At 65.2% G+C, this 25,197-nt stretch carries 24 protein-coding genes and 4 tRNA genes; 15 read left to right on the forward strand and 13 right to left on the reverse strand.

The features are described 5' to 3' along the window. Positions 1 to 78 precede the first annotated feature (78 nt). On the forward strand, positions 79 to 1,431 hold the full coding sequence (locus tag B9C43_RS14085; RefSeq protein ID WP_235038605.1) for a peroxidase family protein: 1,353 nt from the start codon (positions 79 to 81) through the stop codon (positions 1,429 to 1,431). 815 nt (positions 1,432 to 2,246) lie between these two features. On the opposite strand, the gene B9C43_RS14090 is transcribed toward B9C43_RS14085, so the two are convergent. The 4 genes from B9C43_RS14090 to B9C43_RS14105 form a co-directional block, all read right to left on the reverse strand. Beyond that, a tRNA-Phe gene (locus B9C43_RS14090) sits at positions 2,247 to 2,320 on the reverse strand. 37 nt (positions 2,321 to 2,357) lie between these two features. Further along, positions 2,358 to 2,431, reverse strand: a tRNA-Asp gene (locus B9C43_RS14095). A gap of 22 nt (positions 2,432 to 2,453) precedes the next feature. After that, positions 2,454 to 2,526, reverse strand: a tRNA-Glu gene (locus B9C43_RS14100). Between the two features lie 226 nt (positions 2,527 to 2,752). Further along, on the reverse strand, positions 2,753 to 3,001 hold the full coding sequence (locus B9C43_RS14105; RefSeq protein ID WP_084426704.1) for a hypothetical protein: 249 nt from the start codon (positions 2,999 to 3,001) through the stop codon (positions 2,753 to 2,755). A 235-nt stretch (positions 3,002 to 3,236) separates the two neighbouring features. On the opposite strand from B9C43_RS14105, the gene B9C43_RS14110 reads away from it, so the two are divergent. Next, positions 3,237 to 3,461, forward strand: a complete 225-nt coding sequence (locus tag B9C43_RS14110; protein WP_084426706.1) for a heavy-metal-associated domain-containing protein — start codon at positions 3,237 to 3,239, stop codon at positions 3,459 to 3,461. Between the two features lie 741 nt (positions 3,462 to 4,202). Next, positions 4,203 to 4,523 carry a hypothetical protein gene (locus B9C43_RS14115; RefSeq protein WP_033382108.1) on the forward strand — a complete coding sequence of 107 codons (321 nt, stop codon included), beginning with the start codon at positions 4,203 to 4,205 and terminating at the stop codon, positions 4,521 to 4,523. Positions 4,524 to 4,596: 73 nt separating this feature from the next. Here the strand turns inward: B9C43_RS14115 and B9C43_RS14120 are convergent, their stop codons facing one another. Further along, entirely contained in the window at positions 4,597 to 4,800 is a 204-nt protein-coding gene (locus tag B9C43_RS14120; protein ID WP_037265614.1) for a cold-shock protein, read from the reverse strand. Between the two features lie 398 nt (positions 4,801 to 5,198). On the opposite strand from B9C43_RS14120, the gene B9C43_RS14125 reads away from it, so the two are divergent. After that, positions 5,199 to 6,386, forward strand: coding sequence for a L,D-transpeptidase (locus B9C43_RS14125; RefSeq protein WP_143446327.1), 1,188 nt, complete (start codon positions 5,199 to 5,201; stop codon positions 6,384 to 6,386). Here the strand turns inward: B9C43_RS14125 and B9C43_RS14130 are convergent. Continuing rightward, the gene (locus B9C43_RS14130; RefSeq protein WP_200825546.1) at positions 6,372 to 8,453 is read right to left on the reverse strand and encodes an MMPL family transporter; all 2,082 of its coding nucleotides are present in this window, start codon (positions 8,451 to 8,453) and stop codon (positions 6,372 to 6,374) included. The two genes, B9C43_RS14125 and B9C43_RS14130, sit on opposite strands and share 15 nt — an antisense overlap. 37 nt (positions 8,454 to 8,490) lie before the next feature. Between B9C43_RS14130 and B9C43_RS14135 the strand changes: the two genes are divergently transcribed. From B9C43_RS14135 to B9C43_RS58455, 4 genes are all read left to right on the forward strand, one after another. Continuing rightward, positions 8,491 to 9,159, forward strand: coding sequence for a response regulator transcription factor (locus B9C43_RS14135; RefSeq protein ID WP_084426709.1), 669 nt, complete (start codon positions 8,491 to 8,493; stop codon positions 9,157 to 9,159). Beyond that, on the forward strand, positions 9,159 to 10,253 hold the full coding sequence (locus B9C43_RS14140) for a sensor histidine kinase (protein ID WP_084426712.1): 1,095 nt from the start codon (positions 9,159 to 9,161) through the stop codon (positions 10,251 to 10,253). The genes B9C43_RS14135 and B9C43_RS14140 overlap by 1 nt, the downstream gene beginning before the upstream one ends. 460 nt (positions 10,254 to 10,713) lie before the next feature. Further along, positions 10,714 to 11,364 (forward strand): TetR/AcrR family transcriptional regulator C-terminal domain-containing protein, encoded by a 651-nt coding sequence (locus B9C43_RS14145; RefSeq protein WP_084426715.1) that lies wholly within the window; start codon positions 10,714 to 10,716, stop codon positions 11,362 to 11,364. Between the two features lie 46 nt (positions 11,365 to 11,410). Then, entirely contained in the window at positions 11,411 to 12,403 is a 993-nt protein-coding gene (locus B9C43_RS58455) for a pentapeptide repeat-containing protein (RefSeq protein WP_051895177.1), read from the forward strand. A 129-nt stretch (positions 12,404 to 12,532) separates the two neighbouring features. On the opposite strand, the gene B9C43_RS14155 is transcribed toward B9C43_RS58455, so the two are convergent. Continuing rightward, on the reverse strand, positions 12,533 to 12,919 hold the full coding sequence (locus B9C43_RS14155; protein ID WP_033382112.1) for a RidA family protein: 387 nt from the start codon (positions 12,917 to 12,919) through the stop codon (positions 12,533 to 12,535). A 41-nt stretch (positions 12,920 to 12,960) separates the two neighbouring features. Here B9C43_RS14155 and B9C43_RS14160 point away from each other — a divergent pair, with 41 nt between their 5' ends. From B9C43_RS14160 to B9C43_RS14170, 3 genes are all read left to right on the forward strand, one after another. Continuing rightward, the gene (locus B9C43_RS14160) at positions 12,961 to 14,289 is read left to right on the forward strand and encodes a sensor histidine kinase (protein WP_084426718.1); all 1,329 of its coding nucleotides are present in this window, start codon (positions 12,961 to 12,963) and stop codon (positions 14,287 to 14,289) included. Beyond that, on the forward strand, positions 14,286 to 14,927 hold the full coding sequence (locus B9C43_RS14165) for a response regulator (RefSeq protein WP_084426721.1): 642 nt from the start codon (positions 14,286 to 14,288) through the stop codon (positions 14,925 to 14,927). The genes B9C43_RS14160 and B9C43_RS14165 overlap by 4 nt, the downstream gene beginning before the upstream one ends. Before the next feature lie 81 nt (positions 14,928 to 15,008). Then, positions 15,009 to 16,094, forward strand: a complete 1,086-nt coding sequence (locus B9C43_RS14170) for an alpha/beta hydrolase family protein (RefSeq protein ID WP_084426724.1) — start codon at positions 15,009 to 15,011, stop codon at positions 16,092 to 16,094. On the opposite strand, the gene B9C43_RS14175 is transcribed toward B9C43_RS14170, so the two are convergent. From B9C43_RS14175 to B9C43_RS14190, 4 genes are read right to left on the reverse strand one after another with little or no spacing between them, the layout of a single operon-like run. Then, positions 16,087 to 16,644 (reverse strand): hypothetical protein, encoded by a 558-nt coding sequence (locus B9C43_RS14175; RefSeq protein WP_033382116.1) that lies wholly within the window; start codon positions 16,642 to 16,644, stop codon positions 16,087 to 16,089. The genes B9C43_RS14170 and B9C43_RS14175 overlap by 8 nt on opposite strands. Then, entirely contained in the window at positions 16,644 to 19,313 is a 2,670-nt protein-coding gene (locus B9C43_RS14180) for a serine/threonine-protein kinase (protein ID WP_084426727.1), read from the reverse strand. The genes B9C43_RS14175 and B9C43_RS14180 overlap by 1 nt, the downstream gene beginning before the upstream one ends. Positions 19,314 to 19,328: 15 nt before the next feature. Then, on the reverse strand, positions 19,329 to 20,288 hold the full coding sequence (locus B9C43_RS14185) for a glutamate ABC transporter substrate-binding protein (protein WP_084426730.1): 960 nt from the start codon (positions 20,286 to 20,288) through the stop codon (positions 19,329 to 19,331). After that, entirely contained in the window at positions 20,288 to 21,619 is a 1,332-nt protein-coding gene (locus B9C43_RS14190) for a hypothetical protein (protein ID WP_033382118.1), read from the reverse strand. Before B9C43_RS14190 ends, B9C43_RS14185 begins: the two co-directional genes overlap by 1 nt. A gap of 194 nt (positions 21,620 to 21,813) precedes the next feature. Here B9C43_RS14190 and B9C43_RS14195 point away from each other — a divergent pair, with 194 nt between their 5' ends. The 3 genes from B9C43_RS14195 (at position 21,814) to B9C43_RS14205 (ending at position 22,654) form a co-directional block, all read left to right on the forward strand. Further along, entirely contained in the window at positions 21,814 to 22,029 is a 216-nt protein-coding gene (locus B9C43_RS14195) for a hypothetical protein (protein WP_033382119.1), read from the forward strand. 9 nt (positions 22,030 to 22,038) lie between these two features. Beyond that, the gene (locus tag B9C43_RS14200) at positions 22,039 to 22,533 is read left to right on the forward strand and encodes a DUF5134 domain-containing protein (RefSeq protein WP_084426733.1); all 495 of its coding nucleotides are present in this window, start codon (positions 22,039 to 22,041) and stop codon (positions 22,531 to 22,533) included. A 48-nt stretch (positions 22,534 to 22,581) separates the two neighbouring features. After that, a tRNA-Lys gene (locus tag B9C43_RS14205) sits at positions 22,582 to 22,654 on the forward strand. A gap of 5 nt (positions 22,655 to 22,659) precedes the next feature. On the opposite strand, the gene B9C43_RS14210 is transcribed toward B9C43_RS14205, so the two are convergent. Beyond that, positions 22,660 to 23,709 (reverse strand): saccharopine dehydrogenase NADP-binding domain-containing protein, encoded by a 1,050-nt coding sequence (locus B9C43_RS14210; protein WP_084426736.1) that lies wholly within the window; start codon positions 23,707 to 23,709, stop codon positions 22,660 to 22,662. 62 nt (positions 23,710 to 23,771) lie between these two features. On the opposite strand from B9C43_RS14210, the gene B9C43_RS14215 reads away from it, so the two are divergent. Further along, positions 23,772 to 24,698, forward strand: a complete 927-nt coding sequence (locus B9C43_RS14215; RefSeq protein ID WP_084426739.1) for a helix-turn-helix domain-containing protein — start codon at positions 23,772 to 23,774, stop codon at positions 24,696 to 24,698. A gap of 31 nt (positions 24,699 to 24,729) precedes the next feature. Here the strand turns inward: B9C43_RS14215 and B9C43_RS14220 are convergent, their stop codons facing one another. Next, positions 24,730 to 25,140, reverse strand: coding sequence for a nitroreductase family deazaflavin-dependent oxidoreductase (locus B9C43_RS14220; RefSeq protein WP_143446328.1), 411 nt, complete (start codon positions 25,138 to 25,140; stop codon positions 24,730 to 24,732). Positions 25,141 to 25,197 lie beyond the last annotated feature (57 nt).

Here is a 25,197-nt window from a genome sequence, read left to right on the forward strand (position 1 = left end):
ACTGCACCGGAGGCGACCAATCCGAGGTTCTTCGGTCGGATCTTCCGGCTTCCGCCGTTCGCGCAGCCCAGCCAGCGGGTGCTGGAGGCGCTGCGGGAACTTGGCAGGCCAGGCGGCCTGATGGACGCCAGAGATCCGCTGCACGAGGGCCCGATCCGGTTGATCACCAACCCGGAGCTGAGCCCCAACAACGTCGACAATCCATTCCACACTGCCGGTACCACATTTCTCGGGCAATTCATCGACCACGACTTCACGTTCGACCTGAATTCTCAGCTCGGGGTGCCGACCGAGCCGGAGACTTCGCCCAATACCCGGGTCCCGACCCTGTCACTGGATTCGGTGTACGGCGGAGGGCCCGGGGCGAATCCGGAACTGTTCGATCCCGGTGACCGGGTGAAGTTCCGGGTGGAGAGTGGCGGCTTGTTCGAGGACTTGCCGCGGCGCTCCGACCGGGTCGCGATCATCGCCGATCCCCGTAACGACGAGAACCTGATGATCGCGGGTCTGCACGTGGCGTTCCTGTTGGCTCACAACCGCGCGGTCGACGAGGCTCGCGCTCGGGGTGTACCGAGCAACCAGGTGTACAACGAGGCCAAGCGGCTGGTCACCTGGCACTACCAGTGGATCATCCTGAACGAGTTCCTGCCGCAGATCATCGGTTTCGGCTTGACGCAGGACATCCTGCGGCACGGTCGCAGGCACTACCGGCCCGCGGCGGGGCAGCACTTCATGCCGGTGGAGTTCCAGGGTGCGGTGTACCGCTTCGGGCACAGCATGGTGCGCCCGTCGTACCGGGCCAATCTGGCCGGCGACAACGGCAACCCGTTCTTCGGGTTCATTTTCGACCCGGCGGGTCAGGGTCAGTCGGATCCGGTCGATCTGCGCGGCCGTGCCCGCGCGAGGCGCCGGTTCATCGGCTGGCAGACGTTCTTCGACTTCGGTGACGGCGAGGTGCGTCCGAACAAGCGGATCGACACGAGGATCTCGACGGCCTTGTTCAACCTGCCACTGCAAGCCATCGCGACCGGTGACCCGCCGACCGCGTTGCCGCAACGCAACCTGCTGCGCCACGTGACGTGGTCGCTGCCGTCCGGTCAAGCGATCGCCAACGCCATGGGCATCCCCGTCCTCGGCCCGGACAGCTTCCCGGAGCTGCGCCAGTTCAACGTCGGCTTCGACTCGAGCACCCCGCTTTGGTACTACATCCTCAAAGAAGCCCAAGTCCTTGGTGACGGCATCACCCTGTCAGGCATCGGCGCCCGAATCGTCGGTGAGGTCTTCATAGGCCTGCTGCAACTGGACCCAAGCAGCTACCTGGCATCCCAACCCAGTTGGCGCCCAACCTTCCCCAGAAGAACCGCTGACCGCTTCACAACGGTCGACCTGCTCACCTACGCCCGAGTAGACCCAGCATCCCGCCGCCAATAGCCAACACACCCCCAGCCCTCGGATAGTCGCCCTCACCCGACTACCCGAGGGCTGACACACAACAAGACCAGAGAAGGACAGAAAGGAACGCGGAGAGGGGACAAGTCACAGGGGACAAGACCGCAGGAACGGGATCCTCAAGCTACGAGCAGACACCCAAGCCAACCAATGGCCCCGGCTTAGAGGACGAGCCAGTTGCCGAGGTGCCGGAACAAGCTCGCGAGAAACAAGATCCCCAAGGCAACAACCAGCTACCCAAGCCGAAGATCAATCCCAACTTAGAGAACGGAAAGTACCTTCAAAACCACCTGCAAGCCACTGGGCAAGACGCCGCAATAAAGCCCAAAGCGCCAAGACAAAGCCAGCAACCGACTTAGAGTACGGAACGTACCTTCAAAACCACCACCCAGCTAACCAAGCGAAAAACATCCCCAAAACCCAAAGCCCCTAAGACAAGCACCGCCCACCCAACTTAGAGAACGGAAAGTTTCCTATCCCCCAAAAGCCGAGAAACAACGACCCAAGAACCCCACGAAATAACCCACCCCAAGAAAACAACCCGCACCTCAGAGAGAGGCCCAAAGGCAACAAAACCAACCACGATTCCCGCAGACCAAGAGCAGAAGCGCCAAAAGAGCACAAAGCACCCACGCCAGCCAAACAAAAGCATGCTGGTAAAACCAAAAAGCAACCAGCGCTGGAAGAAAAGGAGCACGCACCGTGGGGGGTTTGGGGGGCTCGGCCCCCCTACATTATGTAACGAGATCCCGAGCGAAGTCGCGAAGCGACGAGCAAGAGGAGTCAATCGAGTTACGTGGCCAGGGGCGGGGTCGAACCGCCGACCTTCCGCTTTTCAGGCGGACGCTCGTACCAACTGAGCTACCTGGCCGTGAAGGCCCGGTGGATGATGACCGGACCTTCGTCTGCGACCCAGACGGGACTCGAACCCGCGACCTTCGCCGTGACAGGGCGACGCGCTAACCAACTGCGCCACTGGGCCTTGCTTCTTACATTTTACCGCGTGCTCCCAACGGGATTCGAACCCGCGCTGCCGCCTTGAAAGGGCGGAGTCCTAGGCCGCTAGACGATGGGAGCCCAGTCCCTTTGGCTTGCCGCTGGGAGCAAGGAGAACTATAGGGCACGACCCCATGGTCCTACAAAACGGGTTATCCAAAAGACCGCTACCTGCGAAAACCCTTGCGAAACGGGCTGTTTTCGGGTCCATGGGCGCCTCGTTGAGCCCATGGACCACTTGGTGGTCCTCGTCACATCCGCGACGAGGTGTGCTGCCGCCCCCAGTCCCCAGCTGCCTGACCTGGCGTTACCGGCTGACTGGCGGGATTCCGTCATCGCCCGGCACGAGGCCGAGCATGTCCAGGAGCAGTCGGCAGTCGTCGGCATCCAGCGCGCTTCGGGCAACGGCGAGCCGTGCCTTGCGGATTTGCTCGTCGGTGACCCGCGAGGTTTCTCCGCCGCGCTGGGCCGGGACGCCGCCGGTGAGCCCGGCTCCGTTCCCGGTCATCGTGTCTTGCTGCATCAAGAAGTTCCGCACTTCGAGGGACCCGCTCATGACGCCTCCCCGGCTCGGCTGTGGCCGTGAGGTTATGGGACTAAAAGCCCTGCACACAGCCCCCCGCAGAGTGAACCGGGTACGACGGTGGGTAGTCGTTTGTGCGCGTTTGGCACCGGCGGTAGTGGGTAGTACGCGTGTTGTCGGGCCGCGGGTAGGGCCATTCGGGTGAGCACGGTGGACGATATTGTGTACACAAACCGCCGCTGTACCTGTACCCCCTATGGGTAAGGACATGTCGCGAAGGGACCCGGAGTTGCAGACCACCTACACCGTCGCCGGCATGACGTGCCAGCACTGCGTCGCATCAGTGACCGAAGAGCTGTCCGAGGTCGATGGCGTAACCGACGTCACAGTGGATCTGGCCACGGGCGCGGTCACCGTCACCAGTTCGGCACAGTTGGACGACGTCGCGATCAAAGCCGCCGTTACTGAAGCCGGATACGAGTTGGCTAGCTAGAACACGTTCTAATCTTTTGCCGCGAACAAGCGAATCTCATCCGCCCAGAACAGCGGACAACACCCAGTCCCAGCCGTTCACCAGGCAGGGAAACATCAAGTGAACAGTTCCCTGGAATTTTTGGGCGCAGACATCTCGCCTACGACAGGTGAGCGTGCAACAATCTAGGAGCTGACACACCCCCGGTCAGCGCCTGTGGAGATCCCCTCCGGCCCCCGCGTTCCTCCCCCTGGCGCGGGGGCCTCCGCATCGGTGCTCGCCTCCTTCGTCGGCTTCGCACCGGGCCCCCGCGAATTGTTTTGGGGGGCCGAGCCCCCCAAACCCCCACGTACCGGTTCCTTACGAACCAGCGTGGGCACTTTAACGGGGAACTAACGCAACCTTATTGCAATAGCTATTTTTTGCTTATTGCGTTTGTTGTTGCTATTGGTTACGCGCGGTATCGGAGTTGCTGTTCTGTTGTATATGTATTCAAGTTTGTGCACCGATTGGCCGTGCTTGTTGTGCACTGCTTTTTCGGGGCGGATGGTATGGACCTCACCTTATCGGGTGATCACTGTCGGCGTTCACTTGGGGTCTCAGCACTGTGAACGGGCCACTGTGATGCGGCACATGCCGGGTCCGAGTTGCAGCACTCGACCTGGGGATACAGACGCCCCAGGCGGCGAATGGTTGCACTCCACCGGTGTGTCGCGGGTCACAGAGCATGCCTTCCCGCAACCTAACCGTTATCGTGTCCGGGTGCCTTTGCCATCATTGGGACGCAGCCGCAGCAAGAGCGCCAACACCCGGCGCCCGGCAGCCGACCAGCTCGCCCCCGACACTGAGCTGGAAAGCTACTTGGCCGCCATCGCGCCCGAGGCCGACGTGGAAACCACCGCGTCCGGCCGCCGCTTCGGCAACGCCGAGGTCTACCAGCTGCGCCTGTCCCTCATCGCGAACGAGCAGCTCCGTGAGCTGGCCGCGCACCGCCAGACCTCCCCGCACGCACTGGCTCAGGAATGGGTCATGGAGCGTCTGTCGTGGGAAGCCCAGCAGTTGCCGCGGTACCCGCAGAGCTGACGACACAACAACCCCGAGAGAACAACAAAGGGCCCTGGACGGCATCCGTCGTCCAGGGCCCTTCGCTGTCAGGTCAGATAGGCCGTACGTTCGTGGCCTGCGGGCCCTTGGTGCCCTGGCCGACCTCGAACTCGACGCGCTGGTTCTCCTCGAGCGTACGGAAACCCTTGCCCTGGATCTCCGAGTAATGCACGAAGACGTCAGCCTCACCGCTGTCGACCGCGATGAAGCCGAAGCCCTTTTCCGAGTTGAACCACTTGACAGTGCCCTGAGCCATACATCTGCCTCCGTCGCCGGATCAGCTTGGGATTACACCGTGCAATCCCGGGCCGTCCCGGGCGTCGCCCTTCGCCAACTGCAGCGAGAAAGCAGCACGCCCGCGTTTTGTTCCGCGAGCGTGATGGAGCACGAACACAGAAACTTACGGCCTGCGAGAACGAGCCTATCGCCTGCAAACTCGGCGCACTACTGCCTCAATTCACTATCCGCTGGGCCGTTCGTGTGATCCTCCCTCGTTACCGAACGTACCGATGCGCGCGCTGCCTGCCACAACTTTTCGGCTGATGACCTTGGCGCCCGGCCATCCCAGAAGTGTGATGTGAGTCACAGTGACAGCGTGTCAACGCCGTGCCCCAGAACCGCGTCGTGATGGGTGTGAGGACGGGGGCAAGGACCATGACCAATCGACGCGGTTTCAAGCTGATCGCCAGCCTGGCGATCGTTGCGGCGCTGGGGTTGACCGCGTGCAGCGGGGATGAAGGCACACCGAAGCCAGGAACATCGACAGACACGGGCGTGGCGCCCGCGGCCGCCGTGACCATGCCGACGGTGACGACGCAGCCGGCCAACGGCGCGACCGACGCCAGCCCGGGCGGGACGATCCAGGCAGCTGTGGAAAACGGCACCATCAACGAGATCCGGCTGACCAACCCGGATGGCAAAGAGGTCAAGGGCGAGCTCGCGGCGGACAAGAAGACGTGGTCCGTGGGTGAGCAGCTCGGCTTCGGCAAGACCTACACATGGTCCGGCACCGCGGTCGGCGGCAACGGCCAGCAGGTGCCGATCACCGGATCTTTCACCACTGTGAAGCCGAAGCGCACCGAGCAGGCCTCGCTGAACGTCGGCGACAACAAGACGTACGGCGTCGCGATGCCGGTCAAGATCGACTTCAAGAACCCGATCGCCGACAAGGCATCGGTGGAGAAGGCGCTGAAGGTGGAGACCTCGGTGCCGACCGAGGGCGCGTGGGCGTGGCTGGGTGAGTCCGAGGTGCACTGGCGGCCGAAGGAGTACTGGAAGCCGGAGACCAAGGTGACGGTCAGCGCCAAGCTGTACGGCGTTTCGTTCGGAAACGGCGTGTACGGCAAGAACGACGTCACGGCGACGTTCAACATCGGCCGGGAGCAGACCGTCGAGGCCAACACCCAGACGAAGCGGCTGATCGTCCGACAGAACGGCACCGTGGTGCACGACTTCCCGGCCAGCTTCGGTCTTGAGTCCGACCCGGGCCGCGTGACCCCGAGCGGGATCCACGTGGTGATGGAGAAGCACAACACGTACTCGATGAGCAACCCGCGGTACAACTACGACAACGTTGTTGTCCCTTGGGCAGTGCGCTTCTCCAACCACGGCGAGTTCATCCACGGCTACGCGCCTTCGATCCCGGACCAGGGCAAGCGCAACGTCTCGCATGGCTGCGCCAACCTGTCGCCGGCCAACGCGAAGATCTACTTCGACAGCGCGATGATCGGCGACCCGGTCGAGGTGACCGGCAGCAGCGTGAAGATGTCCGACACCCAGTTCGACTACTACGACTGGGCGGTCAGCTGGGACAAGTGGCTCAGCAAGTCAGCTCTTCGGTGACGACCGCACCTTGAGGACGGTGGCTGCCCAGCCGGGCAGCCACCAGTTCCATTTCCCCATCGTCGCGACAACCGCGGGAACGAGGACCGACCGGATCAGCGTCGCGTCGATCAGGATCCCCAACCCCACAGCGGATGCGAAGATCGCGACGTCCAACTCGCCGCCGGTGGCCATGGCCGCGAACGAGAAGAACAAGATCAGTGCCGCGCACGTCACCAGCCGTCCGGTTTTGCCGATCCCTTGGATGACGGCTTGGTGCGTCGATCCGGTGCGGTCGTACTCCTCGCGCATCCTGGCGAGGATGAAGACCTCGTAGTCCATCGACAGGCCGTAGAGGAACGCGAACACGGTCACCGGGATGAAGGTGCCGACCGCGCCGTCCGGCTGGATGCCCAGCACAGCTTCGGTCCCCCAGCCCCACTGCCACAGGATCACGGTCGCGCCAAGAACCGCGCCCAGCGACAGCAGGTTCATCGCGATCGCCTTGAGCGGCAGGACGATCGACCGAAAAGCCCTGGCCAGCATGACGAACGTGATCACCGCGATCAGCCCGAGCAGCCAGGGGAAGGCACGATACGTCACCTCGACGTAGTCGATCTGCTGGGTGACGTTTCCGCCGACCAGGACTCCGTCCGGCACCGCGGCCCTGACCCGGTGAATCGTGTCCTCGCCAGCTTCCGAACCGCCTTCCTCGACCGGCAACACCGTCAGCAAGCCGTCCCAAGGTGCCGCGACGGCGTAAACACCGGGCAGAGAACGCAAAGTCTCGTCGACCCCGACGACACCGGGTGGGACGTAGACGTCGAAGGCAGTCAGGACACCTGAGGGAATTCCGGCTTGAGTCAATGCGACGAGCCCGTCGTGGCCGCTTCCGGACCGGGCCAGATTGTCCGTGGTCGGGACGTTGAGGTTGATGCCGAGCGCGGCAATGGACAACGCCACGAGTACGCCTGCGGCGGAAATCAAGGCTGACCAACGATGTTTGACGATTGTCGCCGCCCATTTCGCCCACGCGGTGCTTTCCTTTTCCGGCTTGGCTTTTGTGAGCAGGAGCGGAAGCACTGTCAGTGATACCAACGCACTCGCGGCCGTCACGATCATGCCGCCGATGCCGAGGCTGCGCATGATCGGAACGGGCAACACGATCATCGCCAGCAAACCGATCGCGACCGCGCCGCTGGAGAACACGATCGCGTGCCCTGCCGTGGCCATCGCCCGATGGACATCGCCTTCCTCACGCCATCGGCTGACCAGGATGAGTGCGTAATCGATGGCGATTCCCAGGCCGAACAACGGGATCATCGTCAACGTCGTCTCGTGGACGTCGATCACCAGACTGGCCATCAGCAAGCCGATGAACGACACGGGCAACGCGATCAGCGCGGTGAGCAGGGGCACGAACGCGAGGGCCGATCTGAACACCCATGCCAGGATGACGATCGCGGCGCCGATCGTGATCAACAGCTTGACCGGGACGTTCAGTCCGCCGGTGTCAGCGCCGGTCGCGAGGGCATCGAGGCCGGTGACGTCCAGCGTGCTGCCGGGTGGCAGGAGCGGTCGCATGATCGCGTCGATCGCGGTGTGGAATTCGGAGCCCTCACCCAACGCGCTGCCGGGAATGCCGCCCTGCTCAACAGGGCCGCCGAAGACCAGCCCGAACGTGGTCTGGCCGCCGACAAATCGGCTATCACCTGTGTTGGCGTAGGAGGCGACCCGGCTTTTGGTCTGCCGCGCGACGGCATCGAAGGCCGGTCCGACGTCTTGGGCGGTGACGCCTTGAGGCAAGGTGATGACCGGGACGAACGGCCGTTCGTAGCCGCCCGTGCCGTAGGTCTGCAGGATCTTCTGGTTGGCCTCGTAACCGGGCAGGCCAGGGTAGGCGTTGCGCTCGGAGACGTTCGGCAACAGCAGCGCCAAGGCCGCGCCGCCGAGCAGCACGACACCGACCGTGAGCCAGCCGACCAAGCGTTTGTGCGCGAGGACGTAGCGTGACAGCTTCTCCATGCCGTACAGGCCACCAAGCCGGTCTTCGGCCGTTCTGCCGGAGTTCTGGGAGTTCGCTGTCACAGAGTTCCTTAAGAACGGCCTGGCAGACTCCAGTCGCATGGGGCGGATCCTGGTGGTCGACGACGAGCACTACCTTGCCGACCTGGTGGCCACCGCGTTGCGGTACGAGGGGTTCGAGACCGCGATCGCGGGCACCGGGCGGGAGGCGGGTGCGCTGGTGGTGTCGTTCGAGCCCGACCTGATCGTGCTGGACGTGATGCTGCCGGATGGTTCTGGCATCGACATCTGCCGCAAGCTGCGGCGTACCGGCTGCCTGGCGCCGGTGGTGTTCCTGACCGCGCGGGACGCGACCGAGGACAAGATCGCCGGTCTGACTGTCGGCGGGGATGACTACGTCACGAAACCGTTCAGCCTCGAGGAACTCGTCTTGCGCGTGCAGGCCGTGTTGCGCAGGACCAAAGGTGACACGAAAGTCCTGCGGTTCGCGGACCTGGAGATCAACGAGGACGCGCACGAGGTCCGTCGGCACGGCGAGCTGATCGAGCTGACGCCGACCGAGTTCAAACTGCTGCGCTTCCTGGTCGTGCACGCGGGAAAAGTGCTGTCGAAACGGCAAATTCTCGACCACGTCTGGGAATATGACTTCAACGGCAACGACGGTGTCGTGCAGACGTACGTGTCCTACTTGCGGCGCAAGGTGGACACGTTCGACCCGCCGCTCATCCATACGATCCCTCGGATCGGCTACATCGTGCGGGTGCGCTGATGTCGCTGCGTACTCGTCTTGTCCTTTGTGTGCTCGGGCTGCTGGCTCTCGGCCTCTTCATCGCGTTGGGTGCGACTTGGGGAGCCCTGCAGGACTGGAAAACCACTCGTTCCGCCGAAGAGTTGCTGTCACGGTCGTTGAGCGTGGCCTTCATCTCCGGCGGTGTCGCGCTGCTCGCGGTCGGTGTGCTTTCCTGGCACGTGGTCCGCCGGGGTCTGCGGCCGCTGGACGACATCGCTGACACCGCGACGGAAATCGGCTCGAGTGACCTGTCCCGCCGGGTGCCTTCGGCGCCGCCGAACACCGAGATCGGCAAGCTTTCGGTTGCGTTGAACGGGATGCTGTCGCGGCTGGAGGCGTCCGAGGACCGGCTGCGGCGGTTCATCGCCGACGCGTCACACGAGTTGCGCACGCCGATCGCCACGATCCGCGGCCATGCCGAGCTTTTCCGGCGTGGCGCGGCTTCCCGGCCGGACGACCTCGCCAAGGTGATGCGGCGGATCGAGTCCGAGGCGGCCCGGATGGGCGAACTCGTCGACGAACTGCTGCTGCTTGCCCGGCTGGATCAGGGGCGGCCGTTGGAAAGCGCTCCGGTCGACCTGTCGGCGTTGGCGGCCGACGCCGTCGCCGACGCGGTGGCGACGGATCCCGGACGGGAGATCGCCCTGGATGCCTCGCCGGTGACCGTACTCGGCGATGCGTTGCGGTTGCGGCAGGTATTGGGGAATCTGCTGTCCAACGTCCTGCAGCACACGACTTCTTCGGCGTACGTCCGGGTTGTCGCCGTTGGCGCGTGGGCGGTGATCGAGGTACGGGACACCGGACCGGGGATCGCCGACACCGAGCGCGTTTTCGAGCGTTTCTACCGAGCCGCGGAATCACGGACGCATGGCGGCGCCGGCCTCGGACTGTCCATCGTGGCTGCTGTAGTCGAGGCGCACGGCGGCCACGTCACGGTTTCCTCAGACCTTGGCAAGGGCAGCACCTTCACGGTTTCGCTGCCACACCAGGACGATGATGACAACCAGAGAACCGACGGTCGCCAGGATGAAGCGGGCGTGGACGTTGACCGGATACCAGGCCGGAAAGGCTGACTTCGCCGCGGCCACGAGCGCGGGCACGTCGACGGTCGTGTTCTCCAGGTAGGACTGCACGCTGCTCTCGATGAAGACTTGCGCGGCCATGACGGTCGCCCCGAGGACGATCAGGATCGGGTGCACGATCAACGAGATGGTCCGGTTGCCCTTCAACGCGAGGACTGCCAGCCCGATCGCGATCAGAATCGGTAAGACGATGTTCAGTGCGTTCTCGTCGAACGCGAGGCCATGGTCGGCGAGGTAGCTCGCTGGGAAACCTTGGCGCTGGATCTCCGCGATGCCTCGTTCCTGTGCTTGCGGCCCGAACAACGCCGCACCGATCGCGGAAATGGCAAACGTCGCCGCCAACAGCAGCTGAATGACCGTGACCAGGCGTTTCATCTTTGACCCCTCGACTTGAACAATGTGCAAGTCACCATAGGCCCAAACTTGAACTTTGTGCAAGTAGGCTGCAGGCATGCCACGGGACACGCTGACCAAGGAGCAGATCGTCAAGGCCGCGATCGACCTGCTGGACTCCGAAGGCCTGGCCGGCCTGAACATGCGCAACCTGGGCGCTCGGCTGAACTCCGCGGCGACGGCCGTCTACTGGCACGTGAAGAGCAAGGACAACCTCGTGGTCCTCGCCGGCGACGAGGTGTGGCGGGAGATCTCACTTCCCGCGACAGAGCCGTGGCGGGAAGCGGCTTCATCGATGGCACACGGGTTGTACTCGATGCTCACCCGCCACCCGTGGCTCGTGACGTGTATGAGCACTCACCCGATTCACGGCCCAGGCAAGATGCGGCACGACGATCACGCTCTAGCGGTTTACGAGGCCGCCGGATTTGTCGGCACGGATGCCGATTCGGCACTGAGCACAGTTTTCTTGTTCGTGCTCGGCCGTGCGATGGGTCATGCCGCGCAGGTCGAGGCGCAACTGCGGGCGCAACGGGACGGGAAGTCCGCTGACATCAGCGCCGAGGTGATGGAGCTGGCGCAACAGTTTCCGCGGTTGAAGGCACGGCTGGAGACGTACGCCAACGAGCCGGACCACAGCTTCGAGTTCGGCCTCGAAACGATCCTCGACGGCCTGGAAGCCCGCCTCAGTCCGCGGCGATCGCCCTGAATGGCGTACTCCACAGCGTCACAAGGCCGGACAAGACTCACATCTTGTGACACGACAAACGCTCTGGCGCGCGGCAGTAGGAATCATCGGCCTGCTCAGCATCGTGATCGTCGGGCTGACGCTGGTGCCGCAGTGGCTCCATCCACCACTGAGCGACGCCGAGCTCCAAGGTGTGCCGAGCGCGGAGATACGCATCCAACTGCGACAAGCACAAGCCCAACTACAGAACAACGTCCGCGCCACCCTGCTTCAACTGACCGCAGGGCTGCTGGTCACCGCTGGCGCGGCGGCAGCGTGGCGACAGGCCTACGTCAACCGCGATGGGCAGATCACCGAGCGCTTCACCCGTGCCGTCGATCAAATCGGGAGCGACAACCGTGACGTGCGCATTGGCGGGATCTACTCACTGGAGCGAATCGCGAGGAACTCCCCATCGGACCGGAGCACCATCCAATACATCCTTGCTGCCTTTGTGCGTAACCACGCACCCTGGCCTGTCGGCGCTCCCGATGGACCGCAACACCCCACTCAGTCCGTAGACGAGCATTTGCCGTGGATGCGTGTCCGTGCACCCGACATTCAGGCGGCGATGGGCGTCTTGGGGCGCCGCACCCCATCTCAACCCGAGGAAGTGATGTACCTGTCGCGAGTGGATCTCCGCAGCGTCGCACTTCGAGGCGCACGCTTGGCCGGCGCGCAATTCCGGCACGCCAACCTCGCGCGCGCCGTGTTGGCCAAGGTGCAACTGGAGCACGCCGATTTGACCGGCGCTGACCTCCGCCGGGCGTACCTCGAACGCTCACAGTTGGCGAGAGCCAACCTCACGCGGACTTGCCTGCAGGATGTGAACCTGCGCGACGCCGACCTGAGTTACGCGGACCTTCGCGGCGCCAACCTGACCGGGGCGATCCTTGATCGGGCCGTTCTGACCGGCGCTCTCGCGGACAGGACGACGATCTGGCCCACCGATGTGGACGCGGAGAGACGGCGGGAATTCGGCGTCATCGAGGTCGACCAGGATGACCCGACTCGATCTTGACCATCGTCAGGCCTCACCACTCCCGGGGGACGCCCCCTGGCCAGTCTATCGGGATATGTGCTGGTGAAAGGGGCTACTGGTCGGTTGTGGACAACCAGATTCACGAACGGCCCGTCGGTACGATGCAGGTCAATCCGCGGCGATGACCTCGATTTCGACGAGCCAGCTACTCTCCAGAGTCTGAGCGACTATCGCGGTCGTCGGGACAGGGCGGCCCTTCAACGCCTCGACCCGCGCCCGAGCGTTGGCCTCCGCGTAGACCGGGTCACGCAGGTAGCTGGTCAGCCGCACGATGTTGTCCACAGTCATGTCCGCGGCGGCCAGGATCGTCCTGATGTTGTTCCAGATCAGGCCGAGTTGTTCCTCGAGGCTCGCGGCAGGCACGCCGTGCTGGTCAAGGCCCATGGTTCCGGCGACATAGACCAGCCGCGACGGGTTGCGGACTTCCATCGCGTGCACGTAGTCATCCGAAGCCGGGTACACGCCTGAGGACGGGTTGTGTGGCAGGAGCTCCATAAGCGGATCATGACACTCGGCGGCCGTGATAACCATGGAATATGTCCGTCCCATGGAAATCGCTGTGGCCTGCGGCGATTCCCCTTGTCCCGCTTTTCGTAGAGGCAAACTGGATCGAGCTGGCGATCGGCTTGGCCGTCCTCGGCGTGGCCGCGATCCTTTTCGAACGCTTTCCCGTTGTGACGTTGTCCGTCCTGGTCACCGCCGCCACAGCCGAGGCTGTCCTGCGAGCGCCCTTGACGCAGGTATGGCCGTTGCTCGCGGTCGCGGTGTACAGCTACCTCGCCGGGCGGCGGGTCGCGGGGATCAACTTCCTGCCTGTGCTCGCGGTCCTTCCGGTCAGTGTGCTGGTCAACGGTTTGACCGTCGGGCTCTACGACTGGTTCGTCTCTGTGCTCGTCTTGCTCGTCGCGGTGATGGCACCGTGGCTGGTCGGGCGATTTCGCCAGCAGCGCACGGAAATCGCCGCGGCGGGGTGGGAGCGGGCCGCGTTGCTGGAACGGCAGCGGGAGTTCCAGATCAGCCACGAACGGGCCCGGATCGCCCGCGACATGCACGATTCCCTTGGTCACCAATGGGGATTGATCGCACTGCGGGCCGCCGCACTCGAAGTCGCCACGGACCTTCCACCGAAGTACCAGCAGTTGGCGGGCGAGCTGCGTGCTGACGTGGCGCACGCGACCGAGCGGTTGCACGAGATCATCGTGATGTTGGACAGCGCCAAGGAAAGCACCGGTGTCAACGGGCTCATCGAACGGTCCCGTGCCGCGGGCATGGAGATCGACGCGCCTGATGACCTGCCTGAGCTGGCATACCAGGTCGTTCAGGAAGGTCTTACGAACGCGGCCAAGCATGCCAGGGGCGCGCCCGTCACGATCCGCCGCGTCGACAACACCGTCACAATCACCAGCGGGCCTGGTGAATCCGGCGAAACCGTGTCCAGCGGGACAGGTCTGGCCAGGTTGAAAGAACACCTGACCGTCCACGCGGGACCGAAGGACGGCGGATTCGAGCTGCGCGCCACGATCCCGCTACCGCAGGCAAAGCAGAACCCTGCGCAGGCGTTGAAGGTCCCGGCGATCGCCGCGGCCACGATTCTCCTGGTAGGCGGGGCTTTCTACGTCGTGGCTGGACTGAACAACCGACTCGCCCCTGCCGTGTTCGACAGCCTCCCAGTCGGCGCCGAACAGTCCTCTGTGGAAGATAAGCTGCCGTTGTTCCCCATGCTCGGCAACCCGGACCAGGACAGTGACGCCTGCCAACGGTATTGGGCGACCGAACAGCGCGACGATCGGCTGTACTACCGGCTGTGCTTCGTTGACGGACGATTGGCCGACAAGCAGATCGTGCCACGAAAGGACGTTCCGTGATCCGTGTGCTGCTGGCCGACGACGAACCGTTGACCCGCGCGGGCGTCCGGGCGGTGCTGGCCGTCGAGCCGGAGTTCGAGGTCGTCGCCGAGGCAGCGGACGGGCACGAAGCCGTCCAGCTCACGCAGGCACACCAGCCCGATGTCGTGCTGCTGGACATCATGATGCCCAAGCTCGACGGGCTGAGAGCGGCCGCCGAGATCACCCGGACTGTGCCGCGGGCGGGCGTGATCATGCTGACCACCTTCTCCGATGACGAGCACATCGCGACGGCGTTCAGCAGTGGCGCCAGCGGTTTCCTGCTCAAGACCGGGGATCCGCGCGAGTTGTTCGCCGGGATCCGGGCGGTCGCCGAGGGCGCCGCGTATCTGTCGCCGAAGATCGCGAAATGGGCCATCCAGAACGTCAACCCCGGCCGGCCTGAGGCCCGCGAGCTGGTCGGCGCGCTGACCGCGCGCGAACGCGAAGTGCTCGCGCTGGTCGGTCAAGGACTTTCCAATGCGGAGATCGGCAAACGGCTGCACATCGTCGAAGGCACCGTGAAGGTCTTCGTCAGTGCGATCCTGCGGAGCCTTCAGGTGTCCAATCGGGTTCGTGCGGCGATCATCGCGTACGAGGCGGGCCTGGTCGATCTATGACTTTCGGATAGTCCGGTTACTGCCACAAGGCAGATGGCCTCGGCCCGCGTGGTGAAGAACATAGGGCGCATGCTCAGAAAAATGACCGCAGTGCTGCTGACAGCGCTACTCATTCCGGCCGGGACGGCGATCGCGGCGCCTGCGAGGATGACGCTTTCCGGTCCAACCGGCCCGTATCCGATTGGCACGACGGAACTGCATCTGACCGACCATGACCGGCTCGATCCGTGGTCGGCCAAACCCCGCGAGCTCATGGTGTCACTGTGGTACCCGGCCTGGCCGTCGGCGCGGCCGGTGGCCAGCCAGTTCAAGCCGGGTGTGGCGGACTTCTACGACAAGAACTTCGCCTCGGCCGGGATCACCCCCGGGATGGCCGACTTCGCGGGCACGAAGACACACGCCCGGCTCGACGCTCCACGCTTGCCCGGCCACCGGCCAGTGATCATCTACTCGCCAGGTGGCGGGCACTCCCGGTCGATGGGCACGGTCCTGGTCGAGGACCTGGCCAGCCGGGGATACCTCGTGGTCACGGTCGACCACACGTTCACCGGGCCGGTGCAGTTCCCCGACCGGACCGAGGTGCTCGGCCGGGGCGTGGACAACGCCACGGTGATGCGGACGCGCGCACAGGACACGTCGTTCGTGCTGGACGAGCTGGGCGCCCGGGGCGTCGATCTGTCCGCAGTGGGCATGTTCGGTCACTCGATGGGTGGATTCACCACCGCGGAAGCGATGATCATCGATAGCCGGATCGACGCCGGTGCCAACCTCGACGGCAGCATGGATCCGCGCGCGGGCCAGGCCGCGACGACCGGCGTGGACCGGCCGTTTCTGCTGATGGGCGGCGGTTTGAGCAGCGGCGAACCGCACAACCACCAGCACTCCGACGACTGGAGGTCGTTCTGGGTGAAGTCAACCGGCTGGCAGCGGGACCTGTACCTGCCCGCGGCCGAGCACTCGAGTTTCACCGACGCCCAGGTGATGCTGACGCAGCTCCCTGGCCTCCCGGCGGACAAGCGAAGTGCGGCGATCGGGACCATCGACCCACGTCGAAGTGTCACGATCCAGCGCACGTACCTCGCCGCGTTCTTCGCCGAACACCTGGAAGACACGCACACTTCGCTGTTCGACCGGCAGATCTACCCGGAAGCCCAGCTGATCAGATGAAGACGGGCGTGAACAGCCAGCGCGCGAAGCACGTCTCCCCGTCCGGCTCCGTCATCCACCGAACTTGCAGCACGTAATCACCGCGGGGTACGTCGAAGCGCAGGCCGTTGGGTGCGTCCTCGGCGGGCTCCCAGCTGACGGGTGCCTTGCCGGGCTTGGCTTTGGGCCAGTCGCCGTCACCGCCGAGCATCGAGGAGAAGAAGTACATGTCGCCGCTGGGTACCGGGACGACGTCGCCGACGTGGTCGCCGTCGGCCGGGTACTCCAGCGCCTTGCCCAGTGCTCGGGAGTACGGCTCGCCTTGCGCCTGCACGATCGCGATGGTCTTGCGGTTCTTGAAGACCTCGAGCCAGCCTTCCGGTTTCACCGCTCCGTCGACCGCCACCACCGCGGCCATTCCGGTACCGACCTGCGTCGCGGTCTCCGACCAGTGCAGATCCGCGAGAGCGTCCACTTGGTCCTTTTCGCCTTGCCAGGCGTACAGGAAGTACCTGTCCATGACCAGGAACTGCTCACCGTTCGTCCACACGCGACCTATATGTCTCCACATCAGGTGAGTGTCCTCGGGCGGATGGCGTTGGCGCGGTCGACCAGCTCGTGGCGTTGTTCCGGTGTGCTGGCCAGCCGCGCCAGAGCGCGGTAGCAGCGCTCCAGACCAAAGCGTAGTTCACGCTCGGAAAGGTTGCAGCCCAAGACAGTTCCGGTCGCGTGACCACCACCCGGACGGCCCGCTTTCACCCACCCGTATGCCGCTTCCAGCACCTCGACCGACAACTGTGTGCGACGTTCCGCGTCCAACGCGAGCCTTTCGAGTCGGCGTGCCGCGTCGTACAGGTCGGGCTCGGCCAGCTTCGCCACTTCGTGGGCCCGGGCCTTGATCTTGATCGCGGCGACCTGTGCCGCAACGTAATGGCTCGAGCTGTCCGGAACGGACTCGAGCACCTCGATCGCACCCGCACGTGCGCCTTGGGCGAGGTACACCCGTACCAAACCGAAGGCCGCGCTGACGTACGAGCGGTCGGTCCGCCAGACCTGCTCGTAGAAACGTGCGGCGCCGAAGTAGTCCCGCAGGTATTCGAGGCTGATCCCCAGCGCCAGTTTCGGCGCGGCTTCACCCGGAAGGGCGTCGTACACGGCGTCGAACGCCGCGCGAGCCTCGTTCGGCCGCCGCATCGCGAGCTCAAGCAGGCCACGGTGCCACTGCAGACGCCAGTCATGCGGGTCCGAGGCCATCCGCCTGGCCAGTTCCAGCTCGCCGGACGCGCGGGCGATGTCCCCGAGCTCGGTGCGGGCGCGCATCATCCGCAGTCGCACCTCGACGGAGTTCTGCGGTGCGTGGGTAAGCGCCTCCACGAGGTCGTTCAGATCCGACGCCACGGTCGCGGCGAGCACACCGGCCGCCGGGTCGTCGGTGTCCACTTGGGGCACCGGCAACGCACCGATCACTTCGGACGGATCCGGCACCGTCAGCGACACACCACGTTCGTCGGTCTGCACGGTGGCGCCGAAGGTCCGCGGCTCCGGACCGAACACTGTGGACACACCGGGGCGCGGCCGGTTCGTGCCGAGCGCCATCACTTCGCGCAGCACACCGGTCAGCTGCTCGGCCATGTCCTCGGCCGTCGGGAACCGGCGGTCCGGGTCGGGGTGCGTTGCCCGCTTGAGCACCCGGTAGTAGGAGTCGAACAGTTTGAACAGCGGCATCTCGTCCGGGCCCGGCAACGTGTGCCGGTATTTGCCGGTGTACCCGGTGAACTCGATCGACAACACCGCCAGCGTGCGGCCGACCGTGTAGATGTCGGACGCCACCGAAGCGCCACGTTCGGACAGCTCAGGCGCGCTGTAGCCGAGCGTGAAGAACAACGGGCTCTCGTAATCGTCCTCGCGGCGGACCGCGCCAAGGTCGATCAGCTTCAGGGTCTCGTTGGTCTGGATCACGTTGTCCGGCTTGAGATCGCAGTACAGCAAGCCGATGCTGTGCAGGTAACCCATGGCAGGCAGGATCTCCAGGCCGTACGCGATCACCTGGCCGATCGGCAGCGGCTCGGCGCGGCCGAGCGTGCGGTGGTGTTCCAGCGCGATCTGCCGCAACGACTGGCCGCCGACGTACTCCATCACGATGTAGCCGACCGAGGTCCCTGTGGTCGGGTCCGGCGCCTGCACGAAGTTGTAGATCTTGAGGATGTTCGCGTGTTCGACCTGCGCCAGGAACCGCTGCTCGGCGACGGCCGCGGCCAGCGCGGTCGGGTCACCGGTGTCGATCAGGCCCTTGAGCACCACCCACCGGTCACTGACGTTGTGGTCCTTGGCCAGGTAGATCCAGCCGAGACCGCCGTACGCAAGGCAGCCGAGCACCTCGTACTGCCCGCCGAGGATGTCCCCGCGGCGAAGTCGCGGCTTGAAGGAGAACCGCGCCCCGCAGTTCGGGCACTCGCCCTCCGCGGCACCCGGTTCGCCGTCGGCACCACGGCCGACCGCGGCACCACAGTTGCCGCAGAACCGTTTGTTCTCCGCGACAACGGGATCGGTCATCACGGCCGACGTGGGATCCCGGTAGGGCACCGGGGGAACGTCGACCAGACCGGCACCGAGTCCACGGCCGCGGGCGACACGGGAACTCGTCCGCCGCGAACCCGTGCCGTGGCCAGGTCCCGGGAACGGCACCGAGTCGCTGCGGGGCTGGGAGTCCTGTGACGGCGGGGCTTCCTCGACAACCGGCTTCGGCGGGACGATGCTCTGCGTCGGTTCCGCGGTCGCCAGGACGCTCGTCGGCTGTGGTACGTCCGCGAGCGGCGAATGCATCTCTTGGGGTTGGACAGCCGGGACCTGAACCCCTTGGGCCCATTGGCCTGGCGCCGGTGCGGGCTGCCCGTGCGGCGGCGTGACCGGCCTGATGGTCAAGGTTTCCGGATCAGGCTTGGCCTTGGGTTGAGGTGCTTGCTGTGACTGGGTGACCGGCCGCGGCGGCTGCGGCGGCTGCGTGGACGGTCGATGTGGCGGCTGCGCCCCCGAAGTGGCATTGGGGGCACTCGGCTTCGGCGGGGAGGGCTGGGAGCCGCTGAGCACGTCGGGATGCCGGAACCAGCCGGTCCCGGCTTCGTCCTCACGCCTCGGAGGCTGCTGTGGTGGCGTCCACGCCTGCTGGTCCGGTGCGCCGCACTGGGTGCACTTGCCGAACGCCGTCTCGCCGCCACATCCCGGTCGCTGACACTTGGCCATCGGTGCTTCCCCTTGTCAGTCCCGGTACTTCGGCGCGGGTGGGGTCGCGGACTCGCCGAGCCGCTCCGCCACCCACCGGTTGTAGCTCTGCTGCCACGAGCCGTCGCCGCGGGCGCGATCCAGCACGGCGTTGACGAACTTGACCATGTCGACGTTCCCCTTGGGAATGCCGATGCCGTACGGCTCCTCGGTCAGCTTCGGACCGACGATCTTCACGGCCGGGTCCTGCGCCACCATCCCGACCAGGATCGGCTCGTCCGTCGAGATCGCGGCGACCTGGCCCTGTTGCAGCAACACCAGGCAGTCCGACCAGTTGATCACCGACCACGGCACGGGTTTGGCCGGGTGCTTGGCGATCTGGGCGAGCGAGGTCGATCCCGCGTTCGCGCACACCTTCTTGCCAGCGAGGTCGTCGATGCTGCTGACCGGCGCGCCTTTCGGCACGAGCACGCGCTGCCCGGTCGTGTAGTAGACGGTCGAGAACGCGACCTTCTGCAGCCGTTCGCAGTTGATCGTGTACGTCCGCACGACGATGTCGACCTCGCCTGCTTCCAGCACCTTTTCCCGGTCGCGCGAGCTGATCACCTTGAACTGGATCTTGCTCTCGTCGTTGAAGATCGCCTTGGCCACCTGCTTGGCCATGTCGATGTCAAAGCCCTCGAGGGCGTTGGTCGCCGGGTTGCGGAAGCCGAACAGGTACGTGTTCTGGTCGACACCGGCGATCAACCGGCCGCGTTCCTTGATCTTGGCCATCGTCGAGCCTGAGCCGATACCGAGGCCGGCGGGCCGCAGGCTGGCTGTCGGGTCGCCGCAGTCAGGCGTCTGCGAGCCGGCGGCGTTGGCTTGACCTGGCCCGGATCCTTCCGGCTCCGGGCGGTCGGCGGACGTCACCACGGCGAGGTCGACAGGGCGCCCCGGCCCGCCGCACGCGGTCAGCGCGAATGCCGCCACAAGCAGCAGTGCGACTCGTTTCATCACCGGTACTCCCGCAGCCGTTGCCGAATCCCCACCAAGGCGCCGCCCGCGCCGATCAACGCGAGCACCGCGACGCCGGGCACCAGCCCGGTCAGCGCGTTCTCGGCCGAGGATGTCGCCTCGACGAACTTCTCCCTGCCTTTCTGAATAGCACCGGAGAGGTTCTCGTCCAACCTGTTGAAGGCCTTGGCCGCGCTGTCGTCCTTGTCGCCGATGGCCATGTCGACGGCCCGCTCGTACTGGCCGCCGTCGTCGAGCTCACGCAACTGGCGGTGCGCTTCCTGCCAGGCCTGCGCGTTGTCGATGGCGCCGCGGACCTGCTGGCTGATCGTCGAGTCCGTCGCCGCCTCACGGGCCTTGACCAGCAGATCCTTGTCGCTGCCGCCCTTGCCGGAGATCGTCGGCGCGAGCTCCTGCCATTCCTTCTCGTACATCGCGCCGTCGCCACGCGCGACCAACGTGAGGGTCTCGTCGGCACGGCACTTCAAGGCCACGATCCTGGCTTGTACCAACACATCCACTTGCTGCGAGCCGTCGTCCCGCGCGCTGCCGACAGCCGCGGCGGACACCCAACCCGCGGCCACGCCCCAGATCAGCCCGATGCCGACGGCGATCGTGGCGACCAGGAGCCCGACGTTGACGAGCCGGTTGGTCTTGCGCGTGAGATGCACTTGGGTGGCGATCAAGGCGCCCAGCAGCACAACCGTGAGCGCGACCGTCAGCCACGGGAAGCTCGTCGCGTCGTCCTGTTCGTCGGTGAGCCTGCCGACGTCGATCCGGTAGAGCTCCTGCGCCGCGGGCAGGAGCTTCGTCCGCATCAAGGTCGACGCCTCACGCAGATAGGCCGCACCGATCGGCAATCCGAAGCGGTTGTTCGTCCGTGCCGTCTCGACCAGGCCGGCGTAGACCGGCAACTGCTGGCCGAGCGTGTCGACCTGTTTCTCGGCCTCCGGAATCCCGCCGATATCCGACGCTGCCTTGGCCAGCGCGGCACCCGCCTGCGCCATGTCGACCTCGTAGCGTTCGCGCAGCACGGCCGGTTCCAGGCCGCCGGAGAGGAACGCGCTCGATGCGGTCGCGTCGGCGTCCGAGAGCGACCGGTAGATCTGTTGTGCCGCAGCGGCAAGCGGTTCGCGATGTTCGGTGAGATTGCTGATCGTGTTCTGCTTCGTCTGCAGCGCCAAGGCCGCGACAAAACCCGTCAGCACACTCAGCACCACGAGCGCGCTCGCGATGATCCCCAACCGACCTGGCGTGGTGCGCGCGGAGCGAGCCATCCGTCGCACGGCGTCACCCCGCTGCGTCGGCGGCGCACTGACCGGAGCTCCCATGGTCACAGAGTCAACACCACGCCCCTATGGCTACGTGCAAATACCGGCATGGAGTAACCGCCCTGTGATCCGTCACGAGGCGTAATCCCCCGTGTGTGTCGGTCAATCGCCTGATTGCCCGATGGTCTGCACCGTAGGCGCTCTGCTTTGGTTGCTAGTCGGAATTTTCGCCGCACCCGAGGACGGCAAGGACAATGAGCAAGCTCGAACGGATCGCCACCTTCTGCGGGCAGTGCAACTGCGGCTGCCCGGAACTGTGGATCGACGCGGACGCGACGGAAGAGCAGCGCGTCGTGATCACCGACGACTTCGGGCAGCGCATCCAGATGAGCCTCGCGCAACTGCACGCGCTGGTCAGCGACGTGAAAGACGGTGCACTGGACGCACTGCTGGCGACCACGCCCTCCTAGCACGGGGGCATGGCCGGCCCGATCTGGATCCGGTGGCTGCTCACCCTCGCGTTCCTGGCAACCGCCGGCTTCCACATACGCCGCCTGGCCACAGCCGGGCGGCATCCGTCATACCCCGACGGTGACCGTGCCGCCGACGTCGCCCACGTCATCATGGCAACCGGTATGGCGGTGATGTCGTCACCCGTCGGCGGGCCCCTCTCACCTGCCAGTTGGTTGACGCTGTTCTGTCTGCTCACAGCCTGTGCAGCGATCCGCGGCCGACTCGACCTCGCCGTGGCAGGCGCCGCGATGGCCTACATGCTCGCCGCAGGCACCCACGACGCCCACCACATGTCCGGTCCCTGGGTGATCCACCAGCCCGGCCTCGCCCTGCCGTACATCGCGTGGGCGCTTGCCGCGTACTTCCTGGCTTATGCACTGTGGTCTGCGACACGCCCGCCGTGCGCGCCGCGGGTAGTCATGTCGCTGGGTATGAGCTACATGCTGGTCACAGCGGTGTGAGGCCTCCGCATAACTCGGTCGCGCGACTAGGTAGGCTAGGTGCAGTTAGGGCCTCTAGCTCAATTGGCAGAGCAGCGGACTTTTAATCCGCGGGTTCGGGGTTCGATCCCCCGGGGGCCCACTCCCTCAGGGCGACTCTGCTCGGTTGCTTTGCAACCTCGCCGAGTCGCTCGTCGTAATTTTGGGGGGCCGAGCCCCCCATACCCCCACGATTTCGACCTCCACTTGCGGTGACAGCGCGCGCAGGAAATCTTCCGAATCGAAGGCCTCACCTGCGGATACGACCCCGGTCGCGTTCGTCTGTCCGCTGAGGACGCGGTGGACGGCTTCCACCGCGAGCGGCGCGGTGACGGCGTAGATGTCCTGGCCGCGAGCGACAATTCGACGCTCTACTGCTCCCGATCGCACGATCACGTCGACCACGAACGACTCGGCCGTGCGCTCGTCGGATACCGGCTGGGTCAACACGTCCTTGGCTGCCTTGGTCGTCATGTACGTGCGCACTTCATGCACGTCGAGGTGCGTGGGGATCGTGACGATGTCGGCCATGGAGAACTCGCCGATCACCGGCTGGGTGCCGAGTGGAGCTGGGAACGTCCACTCCTCGGTCGGTGGGGCGTCGTCGCGGTACTCCAGTTGGCCGTTGGCGTAGCGGATGCGGCGGCCGTTGCGTCGCTCCCGGGAGACCGCGCCCGCTGCACGGGTTCCGGCAGTTGGGTGCCAGCTGCTCAGCGCGTAAGCGACGTGCACGGAGTCAGCCGACGTCCAGTCGCCCATCGCGGCTGTGGCCATCAGGTCGCCGAGGCCACCGAAAAAGGCCATTGCCGGGACCACCAACGTGGACACGTCCACCTTGAACGTGTCGATGTTGGCCTCGATCTCGGCAGCCACGTCCACGTACGGGATGCCTGCGCGCGCTGCCGCGTCGATCACCGGTGCCGCAGTCGCCGCGAACGGTCCGGCGCAGTTGATCACGGCCGCCGCGCCGTCCATGGCGCGGTCCAGCGAAGCTGGGTCGTCGACCGAGGCTGGCCGGGCTCCTGGGAACTCCGCCAGTTTGTTCGCGTCACGGCCGGACGGGAGCGGTTCGTACCCGCGCTTTTCCAGCTCTGCCACCACAAATCGTCCGGTGTGCCCGTAGGCCCCGTACACCATCACCTTGTCCACACTGGACATCCTGATCATCGCGGCGGTCGCTGACCAGTGTCCGGAACGACGTGATGCGTACAATTTCGGACATGAGTTCTGTCGCGGTGGCCGCCACCGACGGAATGCTCCACTTCGAGCTGGCGATGGCCTACGAAGTCTTCGGCTCGGAGGCGGTCAGGCAGTGGTACGAGATCGCGGTCTGCGGGGATCGCCCAGTGCGGGCGGGACGGTTCGGGATCGAGCCGGATCGCGGCCTTGACCAGCTCGTACGGGCCGACACAGTGATCGTTCCGGCGTTGGCCGATGTGGAGCGGGATCCACCCGCTGACCTGGTCGACGCGGTACGCGCGGCGCATGAGGGGGGTGCTCGCGTGGCCTCGCTCTGTACGGGCGCCTTTGTACTGGCCGCCGCAGGGCTGCTGGACGGGAAGCGTGCGACCACGCACTGGACACATGCGGACGCGTTGGCCGCTCGATATCCGCAGGTCGAGGTCGATCCGGACGTGCTCTACGTCGACAACGGCACCGTACTCACTTCCGCGGGCAAAGCTGCGGCGATGGACTTGTGCCTTCACATGGTCCGCTCCGACCACGGTTCAGCGATAGCCAACACGGTTGCGCGCAACTTGGTTGTGCCACCTCATCGGGCTGGCGGGCAGGCCCAATTCGTGCCGACTCCCGTGCCTGCCAAGGACAATCACCCGCTGACAGAGTTGTTCCCCTGGGTGCTGGAACGGTTGGACGAACCGTTGACTGTGGAGGACATGGCCAGGCAGGCGAACTTGAGTTCACGCCACCTGGGCCGCCACTTCCGGTCGGCGACCGGTACCACTCCGCTGCAATGGCTGTTGACACAACGGATCCGTCGCGCCCAGGAGCTATTGGAGACCACCAACAACAGCGTCGACGTCATCGCGGCGGCGACCGGAATGGGTACCGCCGCGACGCTTCGTCGTCACTTCAATCGCACGGTTGGCGTGCCTCCGGACGCCTACCGCCGTACTTTCCAAACCTGACGGCTAGTTCATCGTCCGTCCAGAGTGGACATCAGTTCTTGCGGTAGACGGCAATCACGGGGATCAAGCGCTTGGTGTTGCGCTCGTAGTCCGCGAAGCCGGGCGCCCGCTCGACCATGCGGGCGTACAGCGCGTCACGCTCGGCGCGGTCGGTGACTTCCTCGGCCTTGCCTTCGTACTTCTCCGCGCCGACCTCGACGGTGACATCGGGGTTGGCCTTGATGTTGTGGTACCAGGCCGGGTTCTTGTCCGCGCCACCGTTGGACGCGATGATCACGATGCGGTCACCATCCGGCAGGTACACCAGCGGGCTGCTGACCGACCGGCCGCTCTTGGCACCCGTCGTGGTCAGGATGGTCATCGTCGCGCCGTCGAACATGCCGCCGACTTTGCCCTCGTTCGCGCGGAATTCCTCGATCACCTGCGTATTGAAGTCAGACACCCCAGAACCTTTCAGTTGCCAACGTTCTCAGCTGAGAACATCTTAGGGCGTCTGTTT

Origin of the sequence: Kibdelosporangium aridum (genome assembly GCF_900176515.1) — a bacterium.
GTDB classification, from domain to species: Bacteria; Actinomycetota; Actinomycetes; order Mycobacteriales; family Pseudonocardiaceae; genus Kibdelosporangium; species Kibdelosporangium aridum.

Bases quoted from the DNA above. Each gene is read 5' to 3' on its own strand.
- B9C43_RS14105 (WP_084426704.1), bottom strand. From the start codon at position 3,001: ATGAGCGGGTCCCTCGAAGTGCGGAACTTCTTGATGCAGCAAGACACG.
- B9C43_RS14175 (WP_033382116.1), bottom strand. From the start codon at position 16,644: ATGTGGAGACATATAGGTCGCGTGTGGACGAACGGTGAGCAGTTCCTG.
- B9C43_RS14155 (WP_033382112.1), bottom strand. From the start codon at position 12,919: ATGGAGCTCCTGCCACACAACCCGTCCTCAGGCGTGTACCCGGCTTCG.
- B9C43_RS14145 (WP_084426715.1), top strand. From the start codon at position 10,714: ATGCCACGGGACACGCTGACCAAGGAGCAGATCGTCAAGGCCGCGATC.
- B9C43_RS14160 (WP_084426718.1), top strand. From the start codon at position 12,961: ATGTCCGTCCCATGGAAATCGCTGTGGCCTGCGGCGATTCCCCTTGTC.
- B9C43_RS14190 (WP_033382118.1), bottom strand. From the start codon at position 21,619: ATGGGAGCTCCGGTCAGTGCGCCGCCGACGCAGCGGGGTGACGCCGTG.
- B9C43_RS14170 (WP_084426724.1), top strand. From the start codon at position 15,009: ATGACCGCAGTGCTGCTGACAGCGCTACTCATTCCGGCCGGGACGGCG.
- B9C43_RS14110 (WP_084426706.1), top strand. From the start codon at position 3,237: ATGTCGCGAAGGGACCCGGAGTTGCAGACCACCTACACCGTCGCCGGC.
- B9C43_RS14125 (WP_143446327.1), top strand. From the start codon at position 5,199: ATGACCAATCGACGCGGTTTCAAGCTGATCGCCAGCCTGGCGATCGTT.
- B9C43_RS14210 (WP_084426736.1), bottom strand. From the start codon at position 23,709: ATGTCCAGTGTGGACAAGGTGATGGTGTACGGGGCCTACGGGCACACC.
- B9C43_RS14200 (WP_084426733.1), top strand. From the start codon at position 22,039: ATGGCCGGCCCGATCTGGATCCGGTGGCTGCTCACCCTCGCGTTCCTG.
- B9C43_RS14180 (WP_084426727.1), bottom strand. From the start codon at position 19,313: ATGGCCAAGTGTCAGCGACCGGGATGTGGCGGCGAGACGGCGTTCGGC.
- B9C43_RS14185 (WP_084426730.1), bottom strand. From the start codon at position 20,288: ATGAAACGAGTCGCACTGCTGCTTGTGGCGGCATTCGCGCTGACCGCG.
- B9C43_RS14215 (WP_084426739.1), top strand. From the start codon at position 23,772: ATGAGTTCTGTCGCGGTGGCCGCCACCGACGGAATGCTCCACTTCGAG.
- B9C43_RS14195 (WP_033382119.1), top strand. From the start codon at position 21,814: ATGAGCAAGCTCGAACGGATCGCCACCTTCTGCGGGCAGTGCAACTGC.
- B9C43_RS14135 (WP_084426709.1), top strand. From the start codon at position 8,491: ATGGGGCGGATCCTGGTGGTCGACGACGAGCACTACCTTGCCGACCTG.
- B9C43_RS14120 (WP_037265614.1), bottom strand. From the start codon at position 4,800: ATGGCTCAGGGCACTGTCAAGTGGTTCAACTCGGAAAAGGGCTTCGGC.
- B9C43_RS14140 (WP_084426712.1), top strand. From the start codon at position 9,159: ATGTCGCTGCGTACTCGTCTTGTCCTTTGTGTGCTCGGGCTGCTGGCT.